Genomic DNA, 26,390 nt, shown 5'->3' with positions numbered 1-26,390 from the left:
GATAAATTCATGGATCTGCGGCAATCGCTCGTACAGTACTACCGCTGGCTGCGCCAGTACGGCCTGAATGACTCGCACAGCGGCAACGCCTCGGTGCGCAGCGGCGAGGACTTCTGGATCACGCCCAGCGGCGCCTGTGCGGACACGCTGACAATCGATGACCTGGTGCACGGACAGATCGGCGCGCCTGCGCCCGACGGCGGCTCGCTCGACACCCCGCTGCACCAGGCCGTGTACCGGGCCAACCCGGCCGCCACCGCGATCCTGCACAGCCACGGGCCCTACAGCATCAGCATGACCTTCGACGGCCGGGATTTCGTGCCGGTCGATTTCGAGGGCCAGTACTACTTCGACCGCATCCCGGTGCTGGACATAGGGCTGGCGGATTATCTGGCGGATTCGCCGGGCCGGGTCGCGGCCGAACTGGCCGAGCGGCCGGCGGCCGTGGTGCGCGGACACGGCGTCTATGTCTGCGCCGAGTCGCTGGACCGGGCCTACAAGTGGACCTGCTCGTTCGAATCCTCCGCCCGGCTGGCGTGGCTGATTCAACACACGAACCGGTAGGATGGGTGGAGGTGCGCAGCGCCATAACCCATCGCATTGCCGGGTAACGATGGGTTACGCTTCGCTCCACCCATCCTACGCACTGGACCTGCTCGTTCGAATCCTCCGCCCGGCTGGCGTGGCTGATTCAGCACACGAACCGGTAGGATGGGTGGAGGTGCGTGCGCCGCAACCCATCACCAGGCCGCGACCATGATGGGTTGCGCTGCGCTCCACCCATCCTACGCACTGGACCTGCTCGTTCGAATCCTCCGCCCGGCTGGCGTGGCTGATTCAGCACACGAACCGGTAGGATGGGTGGAGGTGCGAAGCGCCATAACCCATCGCATTGCCGGGTAACGATGGGTTACGCTTCGCTCCACCCATCCTACGCACTGGACCTGCTCGTTCGAATCCTCCGCCCGGCTGGCGTGGCTGGTTCAACACACGAACCGGTAGGATGGGTGGAGGCGCGTGCGCCGCAACCCATCACCAGGCCGCGACCATGAGGGTTGCGCTGCGCTCCACCCATCCTACGCACTCCTCACTCAATACGTTAGAATCAGCTATCCAGGCAGTCCCCAAGGAATTCCCCCATGTCCTCACCCGTCCCCGTCGTCCTCACCTTTTCCGGCAATGACCCCAGCGGCGGCGCCGGCATCCAGGCCGACATCGAGGCGCTGGCCAGCCAGGGCTGTCACTGCGCGCCGGTGATCACTGCCCTCACCGTGCAGGACACCCGCGACATCCAGAGCCTGGCGCCCATCGACGGCATCCTGGTCGCGGAACAGGCCCGCGCCGTGCTGGAGGACATGCCGGTGGCGGCGATCAAGATCGGCCTGCTCGGCAGCGTGGATATCATCGAGAACATCCACGCGGTGCTGATCGATTACCCGGACATCCCGGTGGTGCTCGACCCGGTTCTGGCCTCCGGCGGCGGCAGCGAACTGGCCGACGAGGACAGCCTCGACGCCATGCTCAAGCTGCTGCTGCCCCACACCACCCTGCTCACGCCCAACAGCCTGGAGGCGCGCAGCCTGGCGCCCGAGGGCGACACCGTCGAGGCCTGCGCCATGGCGCTGCTGGCCCACGGCACCGAGTTCGTGCTGGTAACCGGCACCCACGAGAACACCCAGCATGTGATCAATCACCTGTTCGGCAACAACCGGCTGCTGGAATCCTTCACCTGGGAACGCCTGTCCGGCAGCTATCACGGCTCGGGCTGCACCCTGGCCTCGGCCTGTGCCGGGCTGCTGGCCCAGGGGCTGGAACCCTTCGGCGCCGTGCACGAGGCACAGGAGTACACCTGGGAGACGCTCAGGCAGGGCTATCGCATCGGCATGGGCCAGCAGCTGCCCAACCGGCTGTTCTGGGCGCGGCCGGAGGACGAGATGTAACATGCCCGGAGTACACCGTAGGATGGGTGAAGCGCAGCGCAACCCATCATTGGACCGGCATCCTCAAGATGGGTTGCGGCGCAGGCGCCTCCACCCATCCTACGGCCCTGGCACCTGAACCTGTATCATGCACGGCCTCTACGCCATCACCGACCCCGACCTGCTGCCCGACGATCGTCTGGTGGACGCGGTAACCGCGGCGCTGGCCGGCGGCGCGCGCGCCATCCAGTTCCGCGACAAGCGGCCCGAGACGGCCCTGAAGCTGGAACTCGCCCGGGCACTGAACACCCTGTGCCGCGACTTCGGCGCCCTGTTCCTGATCAACGACGACGTCGAACTGGCGGCCGCCGTCGGCGCCCACGGCGTACACCTGGGGCGGGACGATGCAGCCGTCACCGCCGCCCGCGAGCGACTCGGCCGCGAGGCCGTCATCGGCGTGTCCTGCTACAACGAACTGGACCGCGCCCGCCACGCCGCGCGCCTGGGCGCGGACTATGTCGCCTTCGGCCGCTTCTTCCCCTCCCGCACCAAGCCGCAGGCGGTCCAGGCCGAGCCGGCACTGCTGCGGGCGGCGCGCGCCGAACTGGAACTGCCGCTGGTTGCCATCGGCGGCATCACGCCGGAAAATGGCGGGCTGTTGCTCGAGGCCGGCGCGGACATGCTGGCGGTGATCCACGGCCTGTTCGGCGCGGAGGATATCGCGACCGCGGCGCGGCGCTACGCGACGCTGTTCCGCAATCGTAGGTCGGGTTAGCGTCAGCGTAACCCGACGCCGGCATCGCGGCGCGATGTCGGATTACGCCCTGCGGGCTAATCCGACCTACACACTCACCCGACCTGCGGATTTGCATCCTGTATCTGCCTGACAAGGACTCATCATGACCCGATCCCACGACCTCTTCACCCAGGCCCAGAAACACATCCCCGGCGGCGTGAACTCGCCGGTACGCGCCTTCAAGGGCGTGGGCGGCGAGCCGATCTACTTCGTCCGCGGCGAGGGCGCCTGGCTGTATGACGCCGACGGCCAGCGCTACGTGGACTATGTCGGCTCCTGGGGGCCGATGATCCTGGGCCACAGCCATCCCGATGTCATCAAGGCAGTGACGGACACGGTGGCCAACGGCCTGGGTTTCGGCGCCCCCACCGAGGTCGAGACCACCATGGCGGACCGGGTGTGTGAACTGGTGCCCTCCATGGACATGGTGCGCATGGTCAACTCCGGCACCGAGGCCACCATGAGTGCAATCCGCCTGGCCCGCGCCTTCACCGGCCGCGACAAGATCCTCAAATTCGAGGGCTGCTATCACGGCCATGCCGACTCGCTGCTGGTCAAGGCCGGCTCCGGCGCCCTGACCCTGGGCGTGCCGACCTCGCCGGGCGTACCGGTGGCCCTGGCCGAGCACACCCTGACGGTCGAGTACAACAACCTGGACCAGGTGCGCGAGGTGTTCGGCCATCTGGGCGGGCAGATCGCCGCCATCATCGTCGAGCCGGTGGCCGGCAACATGAACTGCGTGCCGCCTGCGCCCGGTTTCCTGGAAGGCCTGCGCGCTGTCTGCGACGAGTACGAATCGGTGCTGATCTTCGACGAGGTGATGACCGGCTTCCGGGTCGCACTGGGCGGGGCGCAGGCGCATTACGGCGTCACGCCCGATCTCACCGCGCTGGGCAAGGTGATCGGCGGCGGCATGCCGGTGGGCGCCTTCGGCGGCCGGCGCGAGATCATGGAAATGCTCGCCCCGCTGGGGCCGGTCTATCAGGCCGGCACCCTGGCCGGCAACCCGGTGGCGATGGCGGCGGGCCTGGCCACGCTCGCGGGCATCAGCCGGCCCGGCTTCCACGACGAACTCGCCACCCGGACCCGGCGCATCGCCGAGGGCATCGTCGAGCGTGCCCGTGCGCGCGACATCCCCATGACCTGCAACTGCGTCGGCGGTATGTTCGGACTCTTCTTCACCGAGGCCGAGTCGGTCGGCAACTTCTACCAGGTCGGCCAGTGCAACCTGGACCGCTTCCGGCTGTTCTTCCACGAAATGCTCAAGCGCGGCGTGTATCTCGCGCCCTCGGCCTTCGAGGCCGGCTTCGTCTCCGCCGCCCATGACGAGGCCGCCGTCACGGCCACCCTGGACACGGCGGAGGCCGTGCTCGCCGAGATGTGACCCGCGCCCATGCTGGGTGAGCTCTCCGGCTGGCTGCACCAGGGCTTCGGCGACCTGGTCGCCTGGATCGAGTTGCACCCGCACTGGGCGTATTTTCTGGTCTTTCTCACCGCCTGCCTGGAATCGCTGGTGGTGGTCGGCCTGTTCCTGCCGGGCACGGTGCTGATGTTCGCCATCGGCGCCCTGATCGCCGCCGATGCCCTGGCCTTCTGGCCGGCCTGCCTGTGGGCCGCCGCGGGCGCGGTGGCCGGCGACGGCCTGAGCTTCTGGGTCGGCCGGCATTTCCACCAGCGCCTGCGCGTGGTCTGGCCGTTCCGGCGCTACCCGGCCCTGATCAACCACGGTGTGGACTTCTTTCACCGCCATGGCGGCAAGAGCGTGGTGTTCGCCCGCTTCGTCGGACCGGTGCGGCCCTTCCTGCCGGCGGTGGCCGGGATGCTCGACATGCCGGCCGCGCGCTTCTTCCTGGTCAATGTGCTGTCGGCCCTGGTCTGGGCCCCGGCCTACCTGATTCCCGGCGTGGTGTTCGGGGCCTCGCTCAGCCTGGCCGCGGAGGTGGCCGGACGGCTGGCGGTGCTGATCCTGATCCTGGTGGCGCTGGTCTGGTTCAGCCTGTGGCTGATCCATCGGCTGTTCAACCTGCTGCAGCCGCATCTCGCCAGCTGGACCGACCGGGCGCTGGTATGGGGCCGGCGCCATCCCCGGCTGCGGCCCCTGGCCGGGGCCCTGCTGGAGCCGGAGCATCCCGAGGCCCGCGGCCTGGCCGCGTGGCTGGCACTGCTGTTCCTGTCGGCCGCGGCGCTGGGACTGCTGCTGGCGCAGCCGCTGATCGGCATCGATCACTGGCTGCATGCAGGGCTGCAGAACCTGCGCACCCCCACCGCCGACCGCATCCTCGTGGCCATCACCACGACCGGCGACAGCCTGCCGGTGCTGACCGGCCTGGTTCTGGTGCTGGCCTGGCTGGCCTGGCGCGGTTATGGCCGCGCCGCCGTCCACTGGCTGTTCGCCGTCACCAGCGCCTGGGCCATGGCCCAGGGCCTGAAACTGCTGCTGCAGGTGGCCCGTCCCCTGCCCATGTACGACGGGGTGGCTGCCTATGCCTTCCCGAGCGTGCATGTGACCCTGGCAAGCGTCGGCTACGGCTTCCTGGCCATCCTGATCGCGCGTGAACTCGCCCCCGAGCGCCGCTGGCTGCCCTACAGCCTCGCCAGTCTGCCCATCGTGCTGATGGCCTTCTCGCGGCTGTATCTGGGGGCGCACTGGCTGAGCGATATCGCCGGCGGCCTGGCTCTGGGGCTGGCGACGGTGGCATTGTTCGGCATCGCCTATCGCCGGCATCCGGCGCCGGCCCTGCCCTGGCGGCGGCTGCTGGGGGTGTTCCTGCTGGCACAGCTGGCGCTGGCCTCAAGCCATACCGTCCTGCGCTTCGACCCGGCCCTGGCCCGCTATACCCCGGTGCTGGAACAGGCCCCGCTGAACCAGGCCGAGTGGCGGGCCGGCGACTGGCAGCAGCTGCCCGCCCACCGTCTGGATCTGGCCGGCGGTGACCGCCACCCCCTGAACATCCAGTACCTGGGGACGCTCGCCGCCCTGGAGACCGCACTCACCGCCCGCGGCTGGCGCACACCGCCGCCGCTGCGCCTGGACAACCTGATGCTGTGGCTGTCGCCGGACGCCACCGCCAGCCGGCTGCCGGTTCTGCCGCAGATCCACGATGGCCATTACGAATCGCTGCGTCTGATCAAGGGCGGCGACGGCAACCGGCTCTGGATCCTGCGGCTGTGGCGTTCGGACCGGGAACAGGACGCCAACGGCACGCCCCTGTGGATCGGCAATGTCAGCGCACTGGAGCCGACCCGGCCGTTCGACTATCTGGTCTATCTCGACACCCGCTATGATCCGGCTGCGGTGTTGGAACTGCGGGGCGATCTCCAGACCGTGTTCCGGGTCGAACCGCGCGAACGGCCGGCCGGCAGGGCGATGGCGGTGGAGCGGGTGATGCTGGTGTATTGAGAGTGAGGGGGTAAGGAGTGAGGAGTGAGTGGATCGTAGGTCGGGTTAGCCCGTCAGGGCGTAACCCGACACAGGCCGCCGTGCGTGTCGGGTTACGCTGCGCTAACCCGACCTACTCGGCTACCTCTGACTGCGCAGAAACTCCAGCAGCCCCTCGGCCCGCTGCTGCGGATCGGCGGCCTCCAGCCAGGCCTGCTTGGTGGCCAGCGGCAGGGGCAGGATCTCGGTCAGACGGGCCGTGACCCAACCCAGATCGTCTTCCCGCCGCGCCAGGCGATCGAAGGGCGGCCCCAGTTCCTCGAGCAGGCGACCGAGCAGGCCCGGCAGCAGACGGGCGCCGGCGGGCACGGGCACGACCGCCTCCGGTTCCAGCCATTCCACCTCGCCCAGGGTAAGCTGGTTCGGCTGCACCCGCGCATCCAGCAGACGAAAGCGCTGCCGGCCGCGGGCGGCGATGTGCAGCAGTCCCTCCTCGCCCTGCTCCCAGTCCTCGATCATGGCCAGGGTGCCGACATCGTGGCAGGAGGCGGCCGGACCGACCTCGCGGCCGCCGCGCAGCAGGCACACCCCGAAGCCGGCATCGTTGCGCAGGCAGTCGGCGACCATGTCGAGATAGCGCGGCTCGAAGATGCGCAGCGGCAGCACGCCCTCGGGAAACAGGACGGTCGACAGCGGAAAGATGGGCAGGGTCTCGCCCATGGTGTTCTCGGTCACCTGCGGCACTCCTAATTGATCACGTCATTGCGAGCGAAGCGTGGCAATCTCTAACTGATCGATTCCACTTTACGAGATTGCCACGCTTCGCTCGCAATGACGGATAATTGATGACTCAGAGGTTCCATGGAATGATTCACTCCTCCTCGAACAGATCCCCCCAGCGCGAGGACAGGGTATGCGGCACCTCGAGCTGATCCAGGATGCGTGCCACCACGAAGTCCACGATATCCTCCAGCGTCTGCGGCCGGTGATAAAAGCCGGGATTGGCCGCCAGCATCACCACGCCCAGCCGCGCCAGTCGGAGCATGTTCTCCAGATGGATGGCGGAAAAGGGCGTCTCGCGCGGCACCAGGATCAGTTTGCGACCCTCCTTGATCATCACGTCAGCGGCGCGTTCGATCAGATTGCCGCTTGCCCCGCAGGCGATGGAGGCCAGGGTACCCATGGTGCAGGGACAGACCGTCATGGCCCGCGGCGCGCTGGAGCCGCTGGCCACCGGCGCGGTCCATTCCTTGCGGCCGAAGACCTGCAACTGGCCTTCCTCGGCGGCGAAGTATTCGGTGAGAAAGCGCTGGATGTCGCGGCTGCGCCCCGGCAGGGACAGATCGGTCTCCATGCCGATGACGATCTGCCCGGGCTCGGACAGCATCAGGTAGACCTGCTCGTCGGCCTCGATCAGGCATTCCAGCAGCCGCAGGGCGTACTGGGCGCCGGAGGCCCCGGTGATGGCGACGGCGACGGGCTGGCGGGCGGGCAGGGTCATAAATGGCTCCGGTTAATCTCCTGGACTGAAAATCCTTCAACGCAGGGGCGCAAAGGCGCAGAGACAGCAGAGAATGCATCAACAGGTACGGGTCAGCACCGGGCGGGCGAGGTCTTCGGGCGCATGTGCGCAGTCTGCACGCTAAGCCCGAAGACCTCGCCCGCCCGGTGCTGACTTGACCACCCCTGTATTCCTCACCCGCCGGCCTCGATCGCCTCGGACATGCGCAGCGCATCCAGCAGCTTGTCATGGATGCCGCCGAAGCCGCCGTTGCTCATGACCAGGATGGCATCGCCGGGGCGGGCGTGGGCGACCACGTCCATGACCAGGGCCTCGAGCTCGCGCATCACCCGGACCGGGGCGCGGCTGCGGCCGCCGACCTCGTCGAGATCCCAGTCCAGTTCCGGCGGCTGATACAGCCAGACCCGGTCGGCCTCATTGAGCGCCGGGCCCAGGGTGGCGTGGTGCACGCCCAGACGCATGGTATTGGACCGCGGCTCCAGCACGGCCAGGATCCGCCCCTCAGAGCGGTGGCGGCGCAGCCCCTGCAGGGTCAGCGCGATCGCGGTGGGATGATGGGCGAAGTCATCGTAGACGGTCACCCCGCGCACCTCGCCGCGCACCTCCAGACGCCGCTTCACGCCCCGGTATTCGCCCAGCGCCTCGATGGCATGGGCCGCCGGCACCCCGGCATGGCGGGCCGCGGCGATGGCGGCCAGGGCGTTGTGCAGGTTGTGCTCGCCGACCTGTCCCCAGCGCACCGTCCCCTGCGCTCGCCCCTCGAACAGCACCTCGAATTCACTGGCATCGGCCCGGAGCCGGCGCGCCTGCCACTGGCCGGGAAACTCCCCCACCGAGACGGTCTCGGTGGGCGTCCAGCACCCCATCTCCAGCACCTCGGCGACATGGGCGTCGTCGGCGTTCTCCACGATCAGCCCCTGCCCCGGCACGGTGCGCACCAGGTGATGGAACTGACGCTGGATGGCGGTCAGATCTTCAAAGATGTCGGCGTGGTCGAATTCGAGGTTGTTGAGGATCAGGGTCCGCGGCCGGTAATGAATGAATTTCGAGCGCTTGTCGAAGAAGGCGGTGTCGTACTCATCGGCCTCGACCACGAAGAAGGGCGAGTCGCCCAGGCGCGCCGAGATGCCGAAGTTGGCCGGCACACCGCCGATGAGAAAACCCGGATTCAGTCCGGCATGCTCCAGGATCCATGCCAGCATGCTGGCGGTACTGGTCTTGCCATGGGTGCCCGCCACCGCCAGCACCCAGCGCTGACGCAGGATGTTGTCGGCCAGCCACTGCGGGCCCGAGGTATAGGGCATGCCCGCATCCAGCACCGCCTCCACGGCCGGATTGCCGCGCGACAGCGCATTGCCGATGACCACTGCATCCGGCGCCGACGGCAGATCCTCCGCCCGGTAGCCCTCCTGCAGCCCGATGCCCAGCGCCTCGAGCTGGGTGCTCATGGGCGGGTAGACGCCGGCATCGGCACCCGTGACCTCGATACCCGACTCCCGCGCCAGGACCGCGATGCCGCCCATGAAGGTGCCGCAGATGCCGAGAATGTGTATGTGCAAAACGCGTCCCCTGGGGTGAATCCAGTTACCGTCATGTTGAGGCCCGGGCCCGCAGGATGGGCGCTCTGATAAGGACACCCGAACGGGCTCCATGAGCCTGGCATGGCAATCCCGCAGAGCCGGATCAATCGATTGGAGATTGCCACGGCGCCAGGCGCCTCGCAATGACCAATCCAGCAGGGATTCGTCAGTTCAGCGCCGGCAGCACGGCGGCCACCACCATCTGCGACAGCAGGAAATAGATCACGCCCAGGCCGATACCGCCGTACAGCGGTATCTCCAACGCATGGTGGAGGATGTTGCCCAGCACGGCAAGGCTCCAGGCCAGGTACAGGGTCATGCCGACGAACACCAGCAGCGCCTCCTGGCCGCCGGGCTCGAGGTCCCGGGTGGCGTAGATCAGGGGCGCGACCAGCAGCCCGAGCAGGGTCCAGGCGGAGAGCAGGGCGGTCAGGGTCTGGGTGAAGCGCTCGGGCCTGCCCCAAGCCCTGAGCAGCAGCTGGATGAAGGCCGCGATCAGCAGGGTCTCCACCAGGCTGGCGCCGAAGGCGAAACGCAGTTCGTAGCGGGACAGATACACCATCGTCCCGAGCGTCATATACAGGGCCACGAACAGCCACAGCAGTTCGCGTGCCGGCGGCAGCCGCTGGGGCCCGACCCGGAGCAGGCAGAGATCGAGCATGAATCTGAACAGTGCGGACATAAGGCAAGGGTCGCAGAGGGTAGGATGGGTGGAGTGAAGCGCAACCCATCAGCCATTCACGGCCGGCGATGGGTCAGGGCGCAATGCGCCTGCACCCATCCTGCAGGCCGCAACCACGCCTGTAACATATCATATTGCCATACCAGCGGCTTTGGGCTAGCGTCGCCCGGGTGAAAACGCCTCATCCCAAGCTGGACCTGCCCTGGCGCGGGGGCAATGAATTCGGACTGCTGATTGATGGCAAGGCCATCTTTCCCGTCATGCTGGAAGCGATCGCGCAGGCCCGCCGCAGTGTCTGGCTGGAGACCTACCTGGCCGAATCGGGCCAGGTCGCCACGCAGTTCATCCAGACCCTGCAGGCCGCGGCCCGGCGTGGCGTGACCATACGGGTGATGCTGGATGATTTCGGCGCCCGCGGCCTGAACCGGGCCGACAAGACGGCACTGCAGGGTCCGGGCATGCGGCTGCACCTGTACAATCCGCTCGACTATGGCCGGCTGCGCCGCAACCTGTTGCGCGACCATCGCAAGATCCTGGTGGTGGACGACGCAATCGCCTTCACCGGCGGCTGGGGTCTGACCGACGGCTTCAGCCCGGACAGTGCGGCGCCCTGGCGGGAGACCGGCATCCGCATCCGGGGCCCGAATGTCGGCGACTGGGCGGAACTGTTCACTGCCAACTGGGGCGCCGCCACCGGCGAGGCCCTGCCCGCGGTGCCCGGACCCGCCCCGCTCGCACCCGGCCAGCAGGGCCGGGTGGCCGTCGCCATGCGTCGCCCCTACACCGAAATCAAGCGCCACCTGCTGCGCCGGATACGCCGCTGCCGGGAGCGGCTCTGGGTGAGTACCGGCTATTTCGTCCCCGCCTGGAAACTGCGCCGGGCGTTGGCCCGGGCCGCCCGCCAGGGGCGTGACGTGCGCCTGCTGCTGCCGGGCCCGCTGACCGACCATCCCGGCGTGCGCTTCGCCGGCCGCCGGCATTACACCCGGCTGCTGCGCGCCGGGGTGCGCATTTTCGAGTATCAGCCACGGATACTGCATCAGAAGGTGGTGCTGTGCGATGACTGGAGCAGCATCGGTTCCAGCAACCTGGACCGCTGGAACTTCCGCTGGAACCTGGAGGCCAACCAGGAGGTGGAGGATGCGGCCTTTGCGGCCGGGGTCATGGCCATGCTGGAGGCTGACCTGCAGCAGAGCCGGGAAATCCGGCTGTACGACTGGCTGCGCCGCCCGCGCCTGGAACGGCTCCGGGAATATCTGTTCGGGCTGCTCGACCAGCTTTCCGAACGGGCCATCCGCCGCTGACCCGGCAGGGTCTCCACTCAGCGCCGGCGCGCCGCCTTCTTCTTCGCGACTTTCTTCTTCGCGACTTTCTTCTTCGCGACTTTCTTCTTCGCGACTTTCTTCTTCGCGACTTTCTTCTTCGCGACCTTCTTCTTGGCGGACTTCTTTCCGCCGCTCTTCTTCACCGTCTTTTTCTTTGCAGCGGATTTGCGCACGGCCTGTTTCGCCGTTTTCTTCCTCACCGGGGCTTTCCTGGCTGCCTTCTTCTTCGCTACCTTTTTCTTGACAACCTTCTTCTTTGCGGCTGTCTTCTTGGCGACTTTCTTCCTGGTGACCTGCTTCTTCGCGGCCGACTTCCTGGCGGCTGTCTTCCTGGCCACTTTTTTCTTCGCGGCCTTTTTCTTCGCTGCGGCCTTCCTGCTGACCTGCTTTCCGGCGGCCGCTTTGGTGGCCGCGGACTTCTTGCCGGCCGGTTTTTTCTTCACGACCTTTTTCCCGGCCGCCTTCTTCGCCGCAGTCTTCTTCACCGCGGCCTTTTTCTTCACCCCGGCCTTCTTGCTGACGACGGCCTTTTTCGTCGCCGCCTTCTTTTTCGCAGCCGCCTTCTTGCCGGCTGCAGTTTCACCGGCAGCGGCCTTGGCGGCGGATGCCTTGCCAGACGCCTTGTTCGCGGTTGCCCCGGTCGCCGGCTCTGCCGCGGCTGACGCCGCTTCGCGGGCCTGTTCCGCGCCGGCGGCCCGCTGGGCGGCAATGGCACGGGCCGCGCTGCTGATGGCCTGACTGCGTTCCGGACGGGCCGGCGTCGCCGCCCGGGGCGCCGGTGCCGCCGGTTTGCCGGTGGTGGACGCCTCCACCACCTGAACCACGGCCTTGAAGATATCCTCGATCTCGCCCACGCCCTGGACCGTACGCAGCTTGTCCTGGCCCTGGTAGTAATCGACCAGCGGCGCAGTCTGGGTCTCATAGACCCGCAGCCGGTTGCCGATGGTTTCCTCGTTGTCGTCGGCGCGGTGATGCAGGTTGCCGCCGCATTCATCGCAGACACCGTCGACGTGCGGCGGTGAGGAGTAGATATTGCAGGTCCAGCCGCAGCTGGTGCAGGTGCGCCGACCGGTCAGGCGCTGCATCAGGATGTCGAAATCGACATTGATCAGCAATGCCAGTTCCAGCGGCTGACCGATCTCCTCCAGCAGGGTATCCAATGCCTCGGCCTGGGGCTGGTTGCGGGGGAAACCGTCGAGGATGAAGCCGCGACGGGCATCGGGCTCCTGCAGCCGCTCGCGGATGATACCCAGCACGATGTCGTCGGAAACCAGCTGGCCCGCGTCCATGGCGGCCTTGGCCTGGCGGCCCAGCGGGGTGCCGGCGGCAACGGCGGCGCGCAGCAGATCGCCGGTGGAGACTTGCGGAATACGGTACTTGTCCTGCAGACGTTTGGCCTGGGTCCCCTTCCCCGAACCCGGCGCACCCAGCAATACGATTCTCATTTTGGTGGTGACTCCTTGGTTTTATTCGTTATCCGGTGACGTCGAAATCATGGCGGCCAGACCGTCCCCGGTGGCCCGGGACCGTCCGCGTATTAATTTTTTTGCATGGGCGCATACATATTTTTTAGATGGCCCCACCCCCCGCATGCGTTTAAGCTACCGCCTCGAGTCACTGCAAGTCAACGCGGTAACCGCCGATCAGGCCGCCAGGGTTGCATGAGTTGCGGCTGGCGTGTTTTATTGCCTGCGGATTCCGGTTTGTGCCTGACCCTGGCCCGCGTGACGCGACCGAACCCAATGACCCAGACAGCCGATTTCAGAACATCCAGGCAGCACGCGCAGGCGGGTGTCGGCTGAACGCCACCGCCCGGCCCGCGCGGCGCCGGGTTTCCTTACCGTCAAATCAATAAACCGGGAGTACACAATGGCGAAATCGTCGGGCAAGAAGAACGCTTTCTATGCACAATCGGGAGGCGTGACCGCCGTCATCAATGCCAGCGCCTGCGGCGTGATCGAGACCGCACGCAAGCACAAGGACAAGATCGGCAAGGTCTATGCCGGGCGCAACGGGATCATCGGCGCGCTGACCGAGGACCTGATCGACACCAGCAGGGAATCCAAGAGCGCGATCGCCGCGCTGCGCCACACCCCTTCCGGCGCCTTCGGCTCCTGCCGCTACAAGCTCAAGAGCCTGGAGCAGAACCGGCGCGAGTACGAGCGCCTGATCGAGGTGTTCGAGGCCCACAACATCGGCTACTTCTTCTATAACGGCGGCGGCGACTCGGCCGACACCTGCCTGAAGGTCTCGCAGCTGTCCAAGAAGCTGGGTTACCCCATCCAGGCCATCCATGTGCCCAAGACGGTGGACAACGACCTGCCCATCACCGACAACTGCCCCGGCTTCGGCTCGGTGGCCAAGTACATCGCCGTCTCCACCCGCGAGGCCAGCTTCGACGTCGCTTCCATGGCCAAGACCTCCACCAAGGTCTTCATCCTGGAAGTGATGGGCCGCCACGCCGGCTGGATCGCCGCCGCCGGCGCGATGGCCTCCTCCGAGGACTGCGAGATCCCCGTGATCGTCCTGTTCCCGGAGGTCACCTTCAACCGCCGCAAGTTCATGCAGGCAGTCAAGGCCAAGGTGAAGCAGTTCGGCTATGTCTCCATCGTGGTTTCCGAAGGCGTGAAGAGCCGCGACGGCAAGTTCCTTGCCGACCAGGGCCTGAAGGACGCCTTCGGCCATGCCCAGCTCGGCGGCGTCGCCCCGGTGGTGGCCAACATGATCCGCGAGGACCTGAAACTGAAGTACCACTGGGCCGTGGCCGACTACCTGCAGCGTGCCGCCCGCCACATCGCTTCCAAGAGCGATGTCGAGCAGGCCTACGCCATGGGCAAGGCCGCAGTGGAACTGGCCATCAAGGGCAAAAACTCGGTCATGCCCACGGTAGTGCGCACCTCCAACAGCCCCTATCGCTGGAAGGTCGGCGAGGCCAACCTGTCGCGGGTGGCCAATGTGGAGAAGATGATGCCCAAGAGCTTCATCAGCAAGGACGGCTTCGGCATCACCAAGAAGTGCCGCGACTACCTGGGGCCGCTGATGAAGGGCGAGGACTATCCGCCCTACGGCAAGGACGGCCTGCCCAAATATGTCCGGCTCAAGAATGCGCCGGTCAAGCGCAAGCTTGGGGATTTCAAGGTCTGAAGCAATCCGCAGGAAGGGGCGCATCGCGCCCCTTTTTTGTGCCCTGCCGCCTATCCGATACACAGCAGTCGGGGCAGCGGATCCGGTCCGGCTTGATATCCGTCAAGGCCGGTGTAACCACCAACCAACAAGAATAGCCAGCAAACACCATTAAGGAATCTCTGATTTATTCGTCATTGCGATGCCCGGACCCGCAGGGTGGGGTACCCATGATGAAACCCGACAGGGTTCTATGGGCGTGCAGCGCCGCGGCAATCTCCAACCGGTTGATTCTGCTGCACGAGATTGCCACGCCTGGCTCGCAATGACGCTTGAGTCTCAGCGCCATTCCATCAAAAGGTAACGGAGGGAAACCCATCATGTCGTCTGCGCTCGTTTTCGCGCTCGTCTGCGCCATCGGCGCCATCGTCTATGGCGCCATCTCGGTCAAGTGGATCCTCGGCAAGCCCAGCGGCAACGCCCGCATGCAGGAGATCGCCCAGGCCATCCAGGAAGGCGCCAGCGCCTACCTCAACCGCCAGTACACCACCATCGGCATTGCCGGCGTGGCCCTGTTCATCCTGGTGGGCCTGTTCCTGGACTGGGCCAGCGCCATCGGCTTTGCCATCGGCGCGGTGTTCTCGGGTCTGGCCGGCTACATCGGCATGCACATCTCGGTGCGGGCCAATGTGCGCACCGCCGAGGCCGCCCACAACGGACTGAACGCCGCCATGCAGGTCGCCTTCCGCGGCGGCGCCATTACCGGCCTGCTGGTGGTCGGTCTGGGGCTGCTGGGCGTGGCCGGCTACTACGGCATCCTGACCATGACCGGCGTCTCCACCGACAAGGCCCTGCATGCCCTGGTGGGTCTGGCCTTCGGCGGCTCGCTGATTTCCATCTTCGCCCGCCTCGGCGGCGGCATCTTCACCAAGGGCGCGGACGTGGGCGCCGACATCGTCGGCAAGGTCGAGGCCGGCATCCCCGAGGACGACCCGCGCAACCCGGCCGTGATCGCCGACAACGTGGGCGACAATGTCGGCGACTGCGCCGGCATGGCGGCCGACCTGTTCGAGACCTATGCCGTCACCGTCATCGCCACCATGCTGCTGGGCAGCCTGATGCTGCAGGACGCCGGTCCCTCGGCGGCCATCTATCCGCTGGCGCTGGGCGGCGTATCCATCATCGCCTCCATCATCGGCACCTTCTTCGTCAAGGCCAGGGAGGGCGGCAAGATCATGAACGCCCTGTACCGCGGCCTGATCGTTGCCGGCGTGCTCGCGGCCATCGCCTTCTACCCGGTCACCAGCATGATGATGGGCGACAACGGCCAGCACAGCGTCATGGCCCTGTGGGGTGCGGCCCTGATCGGCCTGGCCCTGACCGCGGCCATGGTGGTGATCACCGAGTACTACACCGCCACCGAGTTCTCGCCGGTGCGTCATATCGCGGCGGCCTCCACCACCGGCGACGGCACCAATGTCATCGCCGGCCTGGGCGTGTCCATGAAGGCGACCGCCGCGCCGGTGCTGGCCGTATGCGCCTCCATCTGGGGCGCCTATGAACTGGCCGGCCTGTACGGCATCGCCATCGCCGCGACCTCCATGCTGTCCATGACCGGCATCATCGTGGCGCTGGACGCCTACGGACCCATCACCGACAACGCCGGCGGCATCGCCGAGATGGCCGAACTGGACGAGTCCATCCGCAACATCACCGATCCGCTGGACGCGGTGGGCAACACCACCAAGGCGGTGACCAAGGGCTATGCCATCGGCTCGGCCGGACTGGCCGCGCTGGTGCTGTTCGCCGACTACACCCACGGGCTGGAGGCGGTGGGCAAGTCGTTCGCCTTCGACCTGTCGGATCACATGGTGATCATCGGCCTGTTCATCGGCGGCCTGATCCCGTATCTCTTCGGCGCCATGGCCATGGAGGCGGTGGGCCGCGCGGCCGGCGGCATCGTCAACGAGGTGCGGCGTCAGTTCAAGGAAAAGCCCGGCATCATGGACCACAGCGAGAAACCGGACTACGGCCGCGCCGTGGACATGCTGACCAAGTCCGCCATCAAGGAGATGGTGCTGCCCTCGCTGCTGCCGGTGCTGGTGCCCATCATCGTCGGCCTGGTGCTGGGGCCGAAGGCCCTGGGCGGGGTGCTGCTCGGCACCATCATCACCGGCCTGTTCGTGGCTATTTCCATGACCACCGGCGGCGGCGCCTGGGACAACGCCAAGAAATACATCGAGGACGGCAATTACGGCGGCAAGGGCTCGGACGCCCACAAGGCGGCCGTGACCGGCGACACCGTGGGCGACCCCTACAAGGACACCGCGGGCCCGGCCATCAATCCGCTGATCAAGATCATCAACATCGTGGCGCTGCTGATCGTGCCGTTGCTGTAAATATAAAGATCTGCCACGGAATACACGGAAAGCACGGAATTCAATAATTCAATGGAAACTCCGTGACTTCCGTGTATTCCGTGGCGATCTTTAGTCTTTTGATTCAGGGCCGGTATAATACCGGCCCTTTCCGTTTATCTGGGAGCCTGTCATGAACCTCGATCGCGTCGACTCCGGCCGTGATGTGCCGAACGATATCCATGTCATTATCGAGATCCCGGCCCACAGCGATCCGGTCAAGTACGAGGTGGACAAGGATACCGGGGCCATGTACGTGGACCGGTTCATGAACACGGCCATGCACTATCCCTGCAATTACGGTTACGTGCCCCACACCCTGTCCGACGACGGCGACCCGGTGGACGTGCTGGTGCTGACCCCGGTGCCGCTGATCACCGGCTCGGTGGTGCGCTGCCGCCCGATCGGGGTGCTGAAGATGACGGATGAATCCGGCGACGACGCCAAGGTGCTGGCCGTGCCGGTGGACAAGCTGTGCAAGCAGTACCGCAAGGTGGAGACCTTCCGTGACGTCCCCGACATGATCCTGGAGCAGATCGCTCACTTCTTCGAACACTACAAGGATCTGGACGAGGGCAAGTGGGTGCGCGTCGAGGGCTGGGGCGGCATCGACGAGGCCAAGGCGGAGATAATGAACAGCGTGAAGATGTACAACGAGGCGCCGGAGAAGCCGAAGTTCTGATTACTTCAAGAGCGCCACGGAATACACGGAAAGCACGGAAATAATTATTGCTGTCAGTTATTGCAGGTCGGGTTAGCACAGCGTAACCCGACAGGGCGACGGGAAACGTCGGGTTACGCCCTGCGGGCTAACCCGACCTACACATAACACATTGTCCGTGCTTTCCGTGTATTCCGTGGCGCTCTTGATCCTGGCGCTTATCACTACCCCGGCGTGTTCTGCTCCACCCAGCGGGCGCTGCCGTCGGCGAGGGTCTCGCGCTTCCAGAACGGCGCCTTCGATTTGAGTTCCTCCATCAGCCAGCGGCAGGCCTCGAAGGCCTCGCGGCGATGGGACGACCAGACCGCGACCAGTACGATGGGGTCCTGCGGGGCCAGTTCGCCGACCCGGTGCAGGATCAGGGTATCCAGCAGCCCCCAGCGCTCGCCGGCCTCGGCGCTGATCCTCTCCAGATAGCCCTCGGTCATGCCGGGATAATGCTCCAGCGTCATGGCCCGGACGTCATCGTCCTGATTGAAATCGCGCATACTGCCCACGAACACCGCTGTGGCGCCGATGCGGCCATGCGGCGCCTGCGGCCGGGCCTCGTAGTCGGCCAGCCGCTGCCAGGGGTTGAAGGGGGTCGTCAGCACCTCGACCGGCATTTCAGCCTCCGGTCACCGGGGGGAAGAAGGCCACCTCGTCACCGTCGCTGACCGGGGCGGAGAAGTCGACATATTCCATGTTCACCGCCGCCAGCACATTGGCCGGCTGCTCGCGACCGTCGGTGGCCGCCAGCCAGACATCCTCCACCGAACCGCCCTCGGGCAGCTCGACCCGGGTCTCGGCGCGGTTCATCAGTTCGCGCAGGCTGGCGAAGAATTTGACATTGATCCACATGGTCGATTTGCGTTCAACGGCTGTAATCTGGTCGAATAGCCACGGAAAACACGGAAAATGCTTGATCAAACTCTGGTCGTTACCCACCGTCATTCCCGCGAAGGCGGGAATCCATGGACCACGGCGGCGTCTGGATTCCCGCCTTCGCGGGAATGACGGAAAGGTCTTGTCCGTGCTTTCCGTGGCTATTCTTTAAGTTTAACACGCCATCACAAGCAAAGGCCCTGCTTCCCATGTCGGAATTCACGCATTTCAACGCCGCCGGCGAGGCCCACATGGTCGACGTCGGCGACAAGGACAGCACCCGCCGCGTGGCCGTGGCCGAGGGGCGGATCGAGATGCAGCCCGAGACCCTGGCCATGATCCGCGCCGGCGACCACAAGAAGGGCGATGTCCTGGGCATCGCCCGGGTGGCCGGGATCATGGCCGCCAAGAAGACCTCCGACCTGGTGCCCCTGTGTCACCCGCTGGCCCTGACCCGGGTGGAACTGGGCTTCGAGACCACGGACAACCCGGCAGCGGTGCACTGCAGCGCCACGGTGGAGACCCGCGGTCCGACCGGGGTGGAGATGGAGGCCCTGACCGCCGTGCAGGTCGCGCTGCTGACCATCTACGACATGTGCAAGGCCGTCGATCGCGGCATGCGCATGGAAGGGATACGGCTGCGCGAGAAGCGCGGCGGCAAGTCGGGCGACTGGACGGCAGACTAACCCCGCCCGGAGCGACGCAGCGGGGCAGGACGACGACGAACTCACCGCCGCGGCAGGGTCGGCGCAGTCGGCGGCGGCACCGGGGCGGCAGTGGCCAGCTGCGCCAGGGACTGCAAACGGTCGCGGAAGGCTTCGCACTCCGACGCCGGCGGCAACGCGTCCCGCTCCAGCCACCGCCGCAGCTGCTGTTCCAGAACCCCTGCCGCCTGTCCCAGTTCCGGATGACCGAAGGTGGACGCACCGCCGGCCAGGTTGTGCAGTTCGCGCTGCAGCTGCTCGGCCAGGCCCTGCTCCCAGCCGTCCCGGCACAGCCGCTGCCCGTGCGCGTTCAGTTCGGCCAGGCGCTCCGGCAGGGCCAGCTGGTAGCGTTCGTGCAGCGCCTGCAGCTGCGCCTGCACTGTCTCGGTGTCATCGGTTGATACCATCGATGGTCACTGCCTCCCGCGCAGCCCCGCGGCGGCCGCTCACTGCCGGGCACAATAGCATGAACCCCGGCGGTTGAATCCGTCTGCAGCCGCCATTGCCGGCTCCGGGCCCGCCTATACCGCACAATCCATGGGTTGTGTTCCTTGCCAGGCTTGGGTAAAAGGAGGCCGACCCAATCACCTGATATAATCCGGATCCATGAGCGACGATACCCATCCCATCCAGGCCCTGGACACGGGCCAGTCCCAGGCCGAACTGGAACAGCTGCTGGCCGATCACCGCCAGCACCTCAAGGCCCTGCCCGAGACCGCCCCGGCTGCCGACCGCGCCCGGGTCCGGCTCGATATCGCCGAGGCCCTGCTCGGCCTGGGCCGCAATGCCGAGGCCTGGGACGAGGCTCGCGCGGTCTTCGATACCTTCATCGACAACGAACTCTGGCAGGAGGCGGTCGAGGCCTGCGACATCCTCTATCGCTGCGACCAGCCGGAGTCCATCCTCGCCCTGGGCAACGGCACCTGGCTGGCAGTGACCTACCCGATCGCGCCCGCCACCAGCGTGGCCATGCTGCACCACATCGTCGACGAGACGCCGGAGCGCTCCGACGGCGGCGCCGTGGCCGCGGCGGCGGCACACTACCTCGCCGACCTGCGCACCGAAGGCAGGGAGCACGAGAGCCTGACCTTCCTGACGGCACAGATCCTGGGCCGGGTGGCCGAGCGCCATCGCGACATCAAGGACCCGGAGATGATCAACGTCTGGATGGAGGCGCTGCAACTCAACGATCCGGGCGAGTTCCTGCCGCGCCTGGGCAAGGTGCTGGAGGTGATCGTCAACGACAACTGGTGGTATGACCGCGACGCCCTGCGGGCGCGGCTGCCGGTCAACTGACCCCGTTGCGGTCAGTTGACCGCAACGGGGTCATTGCGATGCCCGGCCCGGAAGGGTGGGGTATACATAATGAAAACCCGCAGGGGTTCTATGGCCGCGCAAGCGGCGTGGCAATCTCATCCAGTTTCAAGGCACATTGAATGGCTGCCGTACCATGGCGCCACTCCCGACAACAATTCATCAGGAACACCCATGCCTTTCAAACACACCCGGCTCACCGCCCTGCTCTGCTCCGCACTGGCCTGCTCGCCGGCCCTTGCCGATACCCTGATCATGCACAACGGCGACCGCCTGACCGGCACGGTGGTCACCAAACAGGCCGACACCCTGACCCTGAAGACTCCCTATGCCGGCACGCTCGAGATCCAGTGGTCCCAGATCAGGCAGGTGATCAGCGACCAGCCGGTGCAGATCATCCTCGAGGACGAAACCCGCCTGACCGGCACCCTGCTGCCGGCCGGGGACGGGACGCTGCGGATCAAGGCCGGCGAGATCCTGGAGACCGCCCCCATCGAACTGTCGGCAGTGCGTTACATCAACCCGCCGGTGGAGGTCAACGGCGGGGTGCGGGTCAAGGGCAACATCAATGCCGGCGCCAATATCAGCAGCGGCAACACCGACACCGAGCAGTATCATCTCGATGCCGAGGTGGTGGCGCGCACCCTCACCAATCGTTTCACTGTCGGGGCGACCTTCAACCGTTCCACCGACGACGGCACCGAGACCGCCTCCAACGCCACCGGCTACGGCAAGTATGATCATTTCCTCACCGAGAAGTGGTATACCTACGCCAACGCCCTGTTCACCCGCGACGAGTTCAAGGACCTGAAGCTGCGCACCACCCTCGGTCTGGGCTCGGGCTATCAGTTCTACGAATCGGAACCGCTGAACCTGTCACTGGAAGGCGGTCTGACCTATGTCAACGAGGATTTCTACGACAAGGAAGACGAGAGCTACCCGGCCGGACGCTGGGCGTTGAACTACGACCGCCTGCTGTTCGGCAGCCGGCTGCGCTTCTTCCACTATCATGAAGGTCTGCTGGGGCTGGAGGACATCAACGACATCCTGATCCTGAGCCGGACCGGTCTGCGGGTGCCGTTGGGCCAGGGCCTGACCGCCACCACCCAGATCGACGTGGACTGGGACAACACCCCGGCCGACGGCAACGACAGCACGGATATGCGCTATCTGCTCAACCTGGGCTATGCGTGGTAACGGCTTGGGCGGGCGGTGTTGGCCGGGGGAGGGCTTCCGGGCTTAGCGTGCAAACTGCGCACATGCGCCCGGAAGCCCTCCCCCGGCCGACAGCGGTTCCGGAGACAGCGGACATTGCCGGGGATACTCTGCTCAAGGACGCCTGAGTGTCACCCCGCCTGCTGCAGCCCGTCGAGCATGTGGCTGACGGCACGGTCGAACAACGGCACGGCGTCGATCGGTCGGGCGCTGCCACGGCGGAATTCGGCGGCCAGCCCCTGCAGGGTCATGTCGGCCTCCTTGAGTCCCTTGCGGTTGGTAAACAGATAGCTGCCGGTCACCGGGCTGATCCAGGTCAGCTTGGCGCGCACCGTTTCACCGGATTCCCTGACGAATTCCACCCAGCCGCCCTGCTGCAGAGAGCGGGCCATCTCGGTGAACTCGTCCTCCATGACCTCGTGCTCGTCCCCGGACTCGTCGAGGATGATCTCCTCGACATCCAGTTCACCCAGCCCCTGCTCGTCCAGCAGCCGGTGCAGGGTCGCGTGGGCAGCCGCGTGGGCCTCGGCATCCATGGCGTCAGCCAGTTCGTCCACCTGTTCATCGACGTCGTCGATATCCTCCGCCAGCGGATCGGCGGCAAGCGGGTCGGCCGTGGACAACGCCTGTTCCCCGGCTTCGGCACCGGCATCGGCCCGTGCCTGCTGAACCACCTGCGCATGCAGATCGCCCAGCTGGGAGAGGAAGGCCTGATAGCTGTCATCGCTCATCGCCACCAGTTCCATACCCTCGCGCAGGCTCTCCAGCAGCCCGGGCAGCATACGCACCAGACGGTCGCGCTCGCTGGCAAGCTTGGGCCGTATGCTCCACAGCAGGTTGTCGGTCACCGTCAGCGCACGCTTCCACTCCAGGCTGCCGTCGCCTTCCCTGACCAGCATGACCAGCAGATAATTCTTCCAGTAATTGACCATGAAGCTGCGGATGAAGGCGGGCAGGCTCAGGTTGCGGGTGCGGTGCGCGATCTCCTCTTCCACGTACTGCTTGGCATAATGCAGCTGCTCCTTGCTGCGCAGCAGGCCGGTCGAGGCGGCCTCCTGCTCGCTCGCCCGTTCGGCCTCCTCGGCCATGAAGGCCTCCAACTCCTCCAGCAGTTCCTCGAACAGCGCGACATCATCATCGAACTCCGTCTGCACCCGCTGCACAATGGATTCGACCGTCTGGTAAAGGGTGCTGTCACGATCATCCGGATTCCAGCCCGCGGCGGCCTCGGCCAGCGCATTGAGCAGGCGCCTGGCCGGATGACTCTTGCGATTGAAGAAGGCCTGATCCTGCATGGCGATCTTGAGCATGGGGATCTGCAGTCGACCGATCAACGCCTTCATGGGATCGGGGATATCGCGGTCATCCAGGATGTAGTCGAACAGCATGGACACCACGTCGATGATCAGTGCGTCCAGCCCGCCCACGCCCTCAGCCAGCGCTGCGGCCTTGACGTCATGAATCACATTGACGCTGCCGCCGCCCAGGGCCCGGGCATCGAGGCCGGCATAGCCGCCCGTACCCTGCTGCAGCAGGGTCAGCCCCTGCAGAAAGCCGGCCGGAACCGTGCCACCGATCCCGAAGCCGCCACCTACACCACCTACACCACCTACACCACCTACACCACCTGCACCACCGACGCCGCCAGGCGCCCCGTAGCCGCCCGCCGGCGCCAGCTGCTGCAGCGCGGCGAACAGGTCGGGACCCTGATCCTGCTCATCCTCCCCGGCCGGCGCCTGCGAGTCAGCGCCGGCAGCCGTGCCGCCCGCCGTCGCAGTGCGTGATTTCGAAGGCACCCGGGAGCGCAGGTCGGGAAGCACGTCCTGGCTGACCAGGAAGCGGTTGAGCGTCTTGTACAGCGGCAGGACATCCTCGCTGACCACATAGCGGTCGTAGAGCTTGAGGATGATCAGCTTGACCTTGAGGCCGGACTCGACCGGGCTGCAGGCCTGCAGAAAGGCGTTGCACAGCACCCGCGGCCCGACCGGGTTGGCGTGGCCCTCCAGCGCTTCGTCGGCCAGAAGATAGCCTATGCGCCGATCCAGCATCCCCAACTCCTGGGTGCAGCCGGTTTCGATCTTCTGGACCATGTTGGTGACGGCGAGGTTCTCCTCCATTTCGTCGTCGCCCACCAGGTCGAGTTCCAACTCATCCCCCTCCCGGCCGGCGGCGCTGCCGGCGGGCGCCGGGGCAACGGCGGTATTGAAGCCGTCGATCAGGGTGGACTGGAAAATCCGCTCCATGTCACTACGCTTGATCCGGACTTCCCGCATGGCATCGAAATACTGGCTCTGGACCGCATTGTTCTCGGCCTTTTCGGCCAACTCGAACAGGGCGTCGTCGACCTTGTCCAGCATTCTGCCAACGGCAGCACACAGATGCTGCTTCGCCTGTTCGCGGCAGGCGCGCAGCAGTTCGTTCGCTCTGCGCTGATCCAATCCCCTGCGGCTGCGTTCGTACTCATTCATATGAACGACTCTCATGGCGTGCCTCGTCGATGCGATCCGGTTGAATTAGTTCTCCTGCGTGAGTTGTTTCGGCCGCCTCATGCAAAGGCTCAGTCCCGATGCTGAAAAATGTGATCGCTGGCGCAAAATCCGGCCGACCGGCCCGGGTTGGCTCAACTCCGCAGCCACGGGGCCGACAATCCCGGTAACAGGAGATGCTGTCAGCCATTCGACGGGGTAGCCATGCAGAATATCGAATCCCACGCCACCCATGATCTTGCCCCGGACCTGATCACGGAGATCGTCGACGACGTCAGCTATCTGGTCTCTCCGCCCGATGTCTGCGTGAAGGTCTTCGACCTGATCGAATCCAACGACGCCTCGGCCCGCGACATCGGCGACGCGATCAGCCACGACCCCAGCCTGACCGCCCGGCTGCTGCGGCTGGTCAACAGCTCCTTCTTCAATTTCCCGCGCCGCATCGACACCGTCAGTCGGGCCGTGACCGTGCTCGGGGTGCGCGAGCTGTACAGCCTGGTGATCGCGGTCTCGGCCATCCGCTCCTTCTCCAACCTGCCGGTGAAGCTGGTCAACATCGACACCTTCTGGCGGCACTCGCTCTACACCGGCCTGATCTCACGCAACCTGGGCCGCGAGTGCCGGATCCTGCACCCGGAACGGCTGTTCGTGGCCGGCCTGCTGCACGATATCGGCAGCCTGGCCCTGTATACCCGCCAGCCCGAACTGATGCGCGACCTGCTGCTGGTCAGCGACGGCGACGAGGCCATCCTGCACCAGGCCGAACTGGCCGAGTTGGGCTTCACCCACGCCGAGGTGGGCGCGGCCCTGGCCGAGCGCTGGAACCTGCCCGAGGCCCTGTGCGAGGCCATCCGCTATCACCATCTCCCCGCCTACGCCGCCGAGGCCCGGATCGAGGCGGCCATCGTCCACCTGGGCGAGACCCTGGCCAACCGTTCCGAGATCGGCGCCTTTGCCGAGACGGCGGCGCCGGAGACCCCGGTCGACCCGGTGGTGTGGGACATCCTGGAACTCAGGGCTGAAGATTTCGATGCCGCGGCCGTTATCGGAGAGGCGGGGAATCAGTTCACCGATACCGCCGGGCTGCTGCTGGCCCGGGCCTGAACGCCGGCCGGGCCGTCGAAGCGGCTGGCGACACTGCGGACAAGCCCCTAGAATTCAGTCAGATGGTTACCATCAACACCAATTACCGGCCCGACGACCTGGGCACCCGGGCACTGGAGCGGGAGAACACCGGCCCGAAGGAGACCCGGGCCGTCAGCGCCACCGCGCCCAAGCCGGCCATCGCCGGCACCGAGTCGCGGCCGCAGCCCGAACCCCCGCCGCCGACCCTGCAGCGACAGGGGCGGGAACGGCGCAAGGGCCACGACCGGCGCCAGCGTGATATCCCCGTCCTGCTCGACACCCGCAGCAACCGCGAGCGCCGCCGCAATCCCGAAACTGCCGACGCGGACGAGCCGCCCAAACGCGGCATTGATGTCTTTACCTGACCGGGGCAGCGGCAATAACGCAGGGTTTTCGAAAAATTCTGTATTGCCTGCATCACTTCTGCCGTCGCAGATCAAGGTAGCGAAGAGATTTTATAGTCGTTTTCTTTGCGTCTCTGCGCCTCTGCGCCCTCTGCGTTACCCGTCGCCGCAGCGAAAATGATGATCACCCCCCGGCACCGCGGCGCTCGACCACCTTGTTGCCGATGTACTGCTCGATGAAGGCCAGGGCCTGGTGATTCAGACCGGCGAATTCCACGCCGTGGTGATAGACCCGCTTGCCGGCATTGCTGCTCATCTCCTCGCGCACATAGCGCACCTCGCAGGGCAGCACCAGGCGCCGGCCGCCGTCACCGCTCATGCTCGGAATCTCGATCGAGAAGCGCTCCCCGACTTCGCCCAGACGCGTACCGGCCACCAGCCGGGCGCCGGTCATGCTGATGTCGGCCAGCGCCACCGACAGCTTCTGCCCCTGCTCCTCCATCACCAGCATCATCGCCATGTCGTTGACCGGGATGCGCGAGGCGCGCCGGCCCTGCACGCTGTGCACGCCCTCGGGGAAGGCGATATGCAGGTAGGGATAGGGATCGGTACAGGTACGCAGGATACGGGACTGGAACTGGTACAGGCTGTCGCCGGCCTCGAAGCGGATCAGAACCGGCTCGTCCGCCGCCAGCGCCAGGCAGGTGCCGTCCTGCTCGGGCCAGCTGAGCATGACCGAGTGCGGTTCCCGATAGCCGAGCAGGGTCACGGGACGGCTGCAGTCGTCGTTCTCCGCCTCCAGCTGCAGGCGGCTCCCGACCACCAGATTGAAGGGATGGCTTGCCATCATCATGGAAAATTTCCTCCGAAATCC

24 protein-coding genes and 1 pseudogene are annotated in these 26,390 nt (G+C 66.0%); 14 read left to right on the top strand and 11 right to left on the bottom strand.

All coding sequences use genetic code 11. The annotated features are described in order from the left end of the window. The first annotated feature begins 9 nt into the window (after positions 1-9). The 5 genes from CFK21_RS03760 to CFK21_RS03740 all read left to right on the top strand — a co-directional run bounded on the left by CFK21_RS03760 (position 10) and on the right by CFK21_RS03740 (position 6,115). Complete coding sequence (locus CFK21_RS03760; protein WP_096364899.1) at positions 10-564, top strand: class II aldolase/adducin family protein; 555 nt, start codon at positions 10-12, stop codon at positions 562-564. A gap of 575 nt (positions 565-1,139) precedes the next feature. Beyond that, entirely contained in the window at positions 1,140-1,940 is an 801-nt protein-coding gene (gene thiD, locus CFK21_RS03755; RefSeq protein WP_096364897.1) for a bifunctional hydroxymethylpyrimidine kinase/phosphomethylpyrimidine kinase, read from the top strand. 127 nt (positions 1,941-2,067) lie between these two features. Continuing rightward, the gene (gene thiE, locus CFK21_RS03750) at positions 2,068-2,694 is read left to right on the top strand and encodes a thiamine phosphate synthase (protein ID WP_096364895.1); all 627 of its coding nucleotides are present in this window, start codon (positions 2,068-2,070) and stop codon (positions 2,692-2,694) included. A 124-nt stretch (positions 2,695-2,818) separates the two neighbouring features. Continuing rightward, the gene (hemL, locus tag CFK21_RS03745) at positions 2,819-4,099 is read left to right on the top strand and encodes a glutamate-1-semialdehyde 2,1-aminomutase (protein ID WP_096364893.1); all 1,281 of its coding nucleotides are present in this window, start codon (positions 2,819-2,821) and stop codon (positions 4,097-4,099) included. 9 nt (positions 4,100-4,108) lie between these two features. Beyond that, positions 4,109-6,115: a bifunctional DedA family/phosphatase PAP2 family protein gene (locus CFK21_RS03740; RefSeq protein WP_096364891.1), complete on the top strand. Its 2,007-nt coding sequence runs from the start codon at positions 4,109-4,111 to the stop codon at positions 6,113-6,115. A gap of 120 nt (positions 6,116-6,235) precedes the next feature. Here the strand turns inward: CFK21_RS03740 and CFK21_RS03735 are convergent, their stop codons facing one another. The 4 genes from CFK21_RS03735 to CFK21_RS03720 form a co-directional block, all read right to left on the bottom strand. Beyond that, entirely contained in the window at positions 6,236-6,829 is a 594-nt protein-coding gene (locus CFK21_RS03735) for an LON peptidase substrate-binding domain-containing protein (RefSeq protein WP_231971556.1), read from the bottom strand. Between the two features lie 136 nt (positions 6,830-6,965). Further along, on the bottom strand, positions 6,966-7,595 hold the full coding sequence (locus CFK21_RS03730; protein ID WP_096364889.1) for a flavin prenyltransferase UbiX: 630 nt from the start codon (positions 7,593-7,595) through the stop codon (positions 6,966-6,968). A 194-nt stretch (positions 7,596-7,789) separates the two neighbouring features. After that, positions 7,790-9,175: a UDP-N-acetylmuramate:L-alanyl-gamma-D-glutamyl-meso-diaminopimelate ligase gene (mpl, locus tag CFK21_RS03725; RefSeq protein ID WP_096364887.1), complete on the bottom strand. Its 1,386-nt coding sequence runs from the start codon at positions 9,173-9,175 to the stop codon at positions 7,790-7,792. A 187-nt stretch (positions 9,176-9,362) separates the two neighbouring features. Then, the gene (locus CFK21_RS03720) at positions 9,363-9,857 is read right to left on the bottom strand and encodes a hypothetical protein (RefSeq protein ID WP_157745318.1); all 495 of its coding nucleotides are present in this window, start codon (positions 9,855-9,857) and stop codon (positions 9,363-9,365) included. A 191-nt stretch (positions 9,858-10,048) separates the two neighbouring features. Here CFK21_RS03720 and CFK21_RS03715 point away from each other — a divergent pair, with 191 nt between their 5' ends. Then, the gene (locus CFK21_RS03715; protein WP_231971555.1) at positions 10,049-11,182 is read left to right on the top strand and encodes a phospholipase D-like domain-containing protein; all 1,134 of its coding nucleotides are present in this window, start codon (positions 10,049-10,051) and stop codon (positions 11,180-11,182) included. Positions 11,183-11,199: 17 nt separating this feature from the next. Here the strand turns inward: CFK21_RS03715 and CFK21_RS15470 are convergent, their stop codons facing one another. Both CFK21_RS15470 and CFK21_RS15465 read right to left on the bottom strand, forming a co-directional pair. After that, positions 11,200-11,646, bottom strand: a complete 447-nt coding sequence (locus tag CFK21_RS15470) for a histone H1-like repetitive region-containing protein (protein WP_231971586.1) — start codon at positions 11,644-11,646, stop codon at positions 11,200-11,202. A 420-nt stretch (positions 11,647-12,066) separates the two neighbouring features. After that, positions 12,067-12,648: pseudogene (locus CFK21_RS15465) on the bottom strand (adenylate kinase); the annotation flags it as partial. 424 nt (positions 12,649-13,072) lie between these two features. On the opposite strand from CFK21_RS15465, the gene CFK21_RS03705 reads away from it, so the two are divergent. From CFK21_RS03705 to ppa, 3 genes are all read left to right on the top strand, one after another. Then, a complete protein-coding gene (locus CFK21_RS03705) occupies positions 13,073-14,347 on the top strand; it encodes a 6-phosphofructokinase (protein ID WP_096364881.1) in 1,275 nt (424 codons plus the stop codon). 359 nt (positions 14,348-14,706) lie between these two features. Further along, a complete protein-coding gene (locus CFK21_RS03700) occupies positions 14,707-16,725 on the top strand; it encodes a sodium-translocating pyrophosphatase (protein WP_096364879.1) in 2,019 nt (672 codons plus the stop codon). 151 nt (positions 16,726-16,876) lie between these two features. Beyond that, a complete protein-coding gene (ppa, locus tag CFK21_RS03695) occupies positions 16,877-17,425 on the top strand; it encodes an inorganic diphosphatase (RefSeq protein WP_096364877.1) in 549 nt (182 codons plus the stop codon). Positions 17,426-17,628: 203 nt separating this feature from the next. Here the strand turns inward: ppa and CFK21_RS03690 are convergent, their stop codons facing one another. Together CFK21_RS03690 and moaD are read right to left on the bottom strand one after the other, a co-directional pair. After that, complete coding sequence (locus tag CFK21_RS03690; RefSeq protein ID WP_096364875.1) at positions 17,629-18,069, bottom strand: molybdenum cofactor biosynthesis protein MoaE; 441 nt, start codon at positions 18,067-18,069, stop codon at positions 17,629-17,631. A gap of 1 nt (position 18,070) precedes the next feature. Beyond that, complete coding sequence (gene moaD / locus CFK21_RS03685; RefSeq protein WP_096364873.1) at positions 18,071-18,304, bottom strand: molybdopterin converting factor subunit 1; 234 nt, start codon at positions 18,302-18,304, stop codon at positions 18,071-18,073. A 233-nt stretch (positions 18,305-18,537) separates the two neighbouring features. Between moaD and moaC the strand changes: the two genes are divergently transcribed. Beyond that, entirely contained in the window at positions 18,538-19,014 is a 477-nt protein-coding gene (gene moaC / locus CFK21_RS03680) for a cyclic pyranopterin monophosphate synthase MoaC (protein ID WP_096364871.1), read from the top strand. Positions 19,015-19,055: 41 nt separating this feature from the next. On the opposite strand, the gene CFK21_RS03675 is transcribed toward moaC, so the two are convergent. Then, a complete protein-coding gene (locus CFK21_RS03675; RefSeq protein WP_096364869.1) occupies positions 19,056-19,439 on the bottom strand; it encodes an Hpt domain-containing protein in 384 nt (127 codons plus the stop codon). A 199-nt stretch (positions 19,440-19,638) separates the two neighbouring features. Here CFK21_RS03675 and CFK21_RS03670 point away from each other — a divergent pair, with 199 nt between their 5' ends. After that, a complete protein-coding gene (locus CFK21_RS03670) occupies positions 19,639-20,328 on the top strand; it encodes a hypothetical protein (RefSeq protein WP_096364867.1) in 690 nt (229 codons plus the stop codon). Between the two features lie 192 nt (positions 20,329-20,520). Then, positions 20,521-21,543 carry a DUF481 domain-containing protein gene (locus CFK21_RS03665; protein ID WP_157745316.1) on the top strand — a complete coding sequence of 341 codons (1,023 nt, stop codon included), beginning with the start codon at positions 20,521-20,523 and terminating at the stop codon, positions 21,541-21,543. Positions 21,544-21,692: 149 nt separating this feature from the next. Here the strand turns inward: CFK21_RS03665 and CFK21_RS03660 are convergent, their stop codons facing one another. Next, entirely contained in the window at positions 21,693-24,029 is a 2,337-nt protein-coding gene (locus tag CFK21_RS03660) for a DUF1631 domain-containing protein (RefSeq protein WP_157745314.1), read from the bottom strand. Positions 24,030-24,251: 222 nt separating this feature from the next. Between CFK21_RS03660 and CFK21_RS03655 the strand changes: the two genes are divergently transcribed. Both CFK21_RS03655 and CFK21_RS03650 read left to right on the top strand, forming a co-directional pair. Then, positions 24,252-25,151 carry an HDOD domain-containing protein gene (locus tag CFK21_RS03655; protein ID WP_096364861.1) on the top strand — a complete coding sequence of 300 codons (900 nt, stop codon included), beginning with the start codon at positions 24,252-24,254 and terminating at the stop codon, positions 25,149-25,151. Positions 25,152-25,213: 62 nt separating this feature from the next. Continuing rightward, on the top strand, positions 25,214-25,537 hold the full coding sequence (locus CFK21_RS03650; RefSeq protein ID WP_096364859.1) for a hypothetical protein: 324 nt from the start codon (positions 25,214-25,216) through the stop codon (positions 25,535-25,537). A 163-nt stretch (positions 25,538-25,700) separates the two neighbouring features. Here the strand turns inward: CFK21_RS03650 and CFK21_RS03645 are convergent, their stop codons facing one another. After that, entirely contained in the window at positions 25,701-26,369 is a 669-nt protein-coding gene (locus CFK21_RS03645) for a flagellar brake protein (RefSeq protein WP_172844243.1), read from the bottom strand. Between the last annotated feature and the right edge of the window lie 21 nt (positions 26,370-26,390).

Origin of the sequence: Thiohalobacter thiocyanaticus (genome assembly GCF_002356355.1) — a bacterium.
Lineage (GTDB): Bacteria > Pseudomonadota > Gammaproteobacteria > Thiohalobacterales > Thiohalobacteraceae > Thiohalobacter > Thiohalobacter thiocyanaticus_A.
Note: the sequence above shows the minus strand (reverse complement) of the source record. Positions and strands in the feature narration are given on the sequence as shown.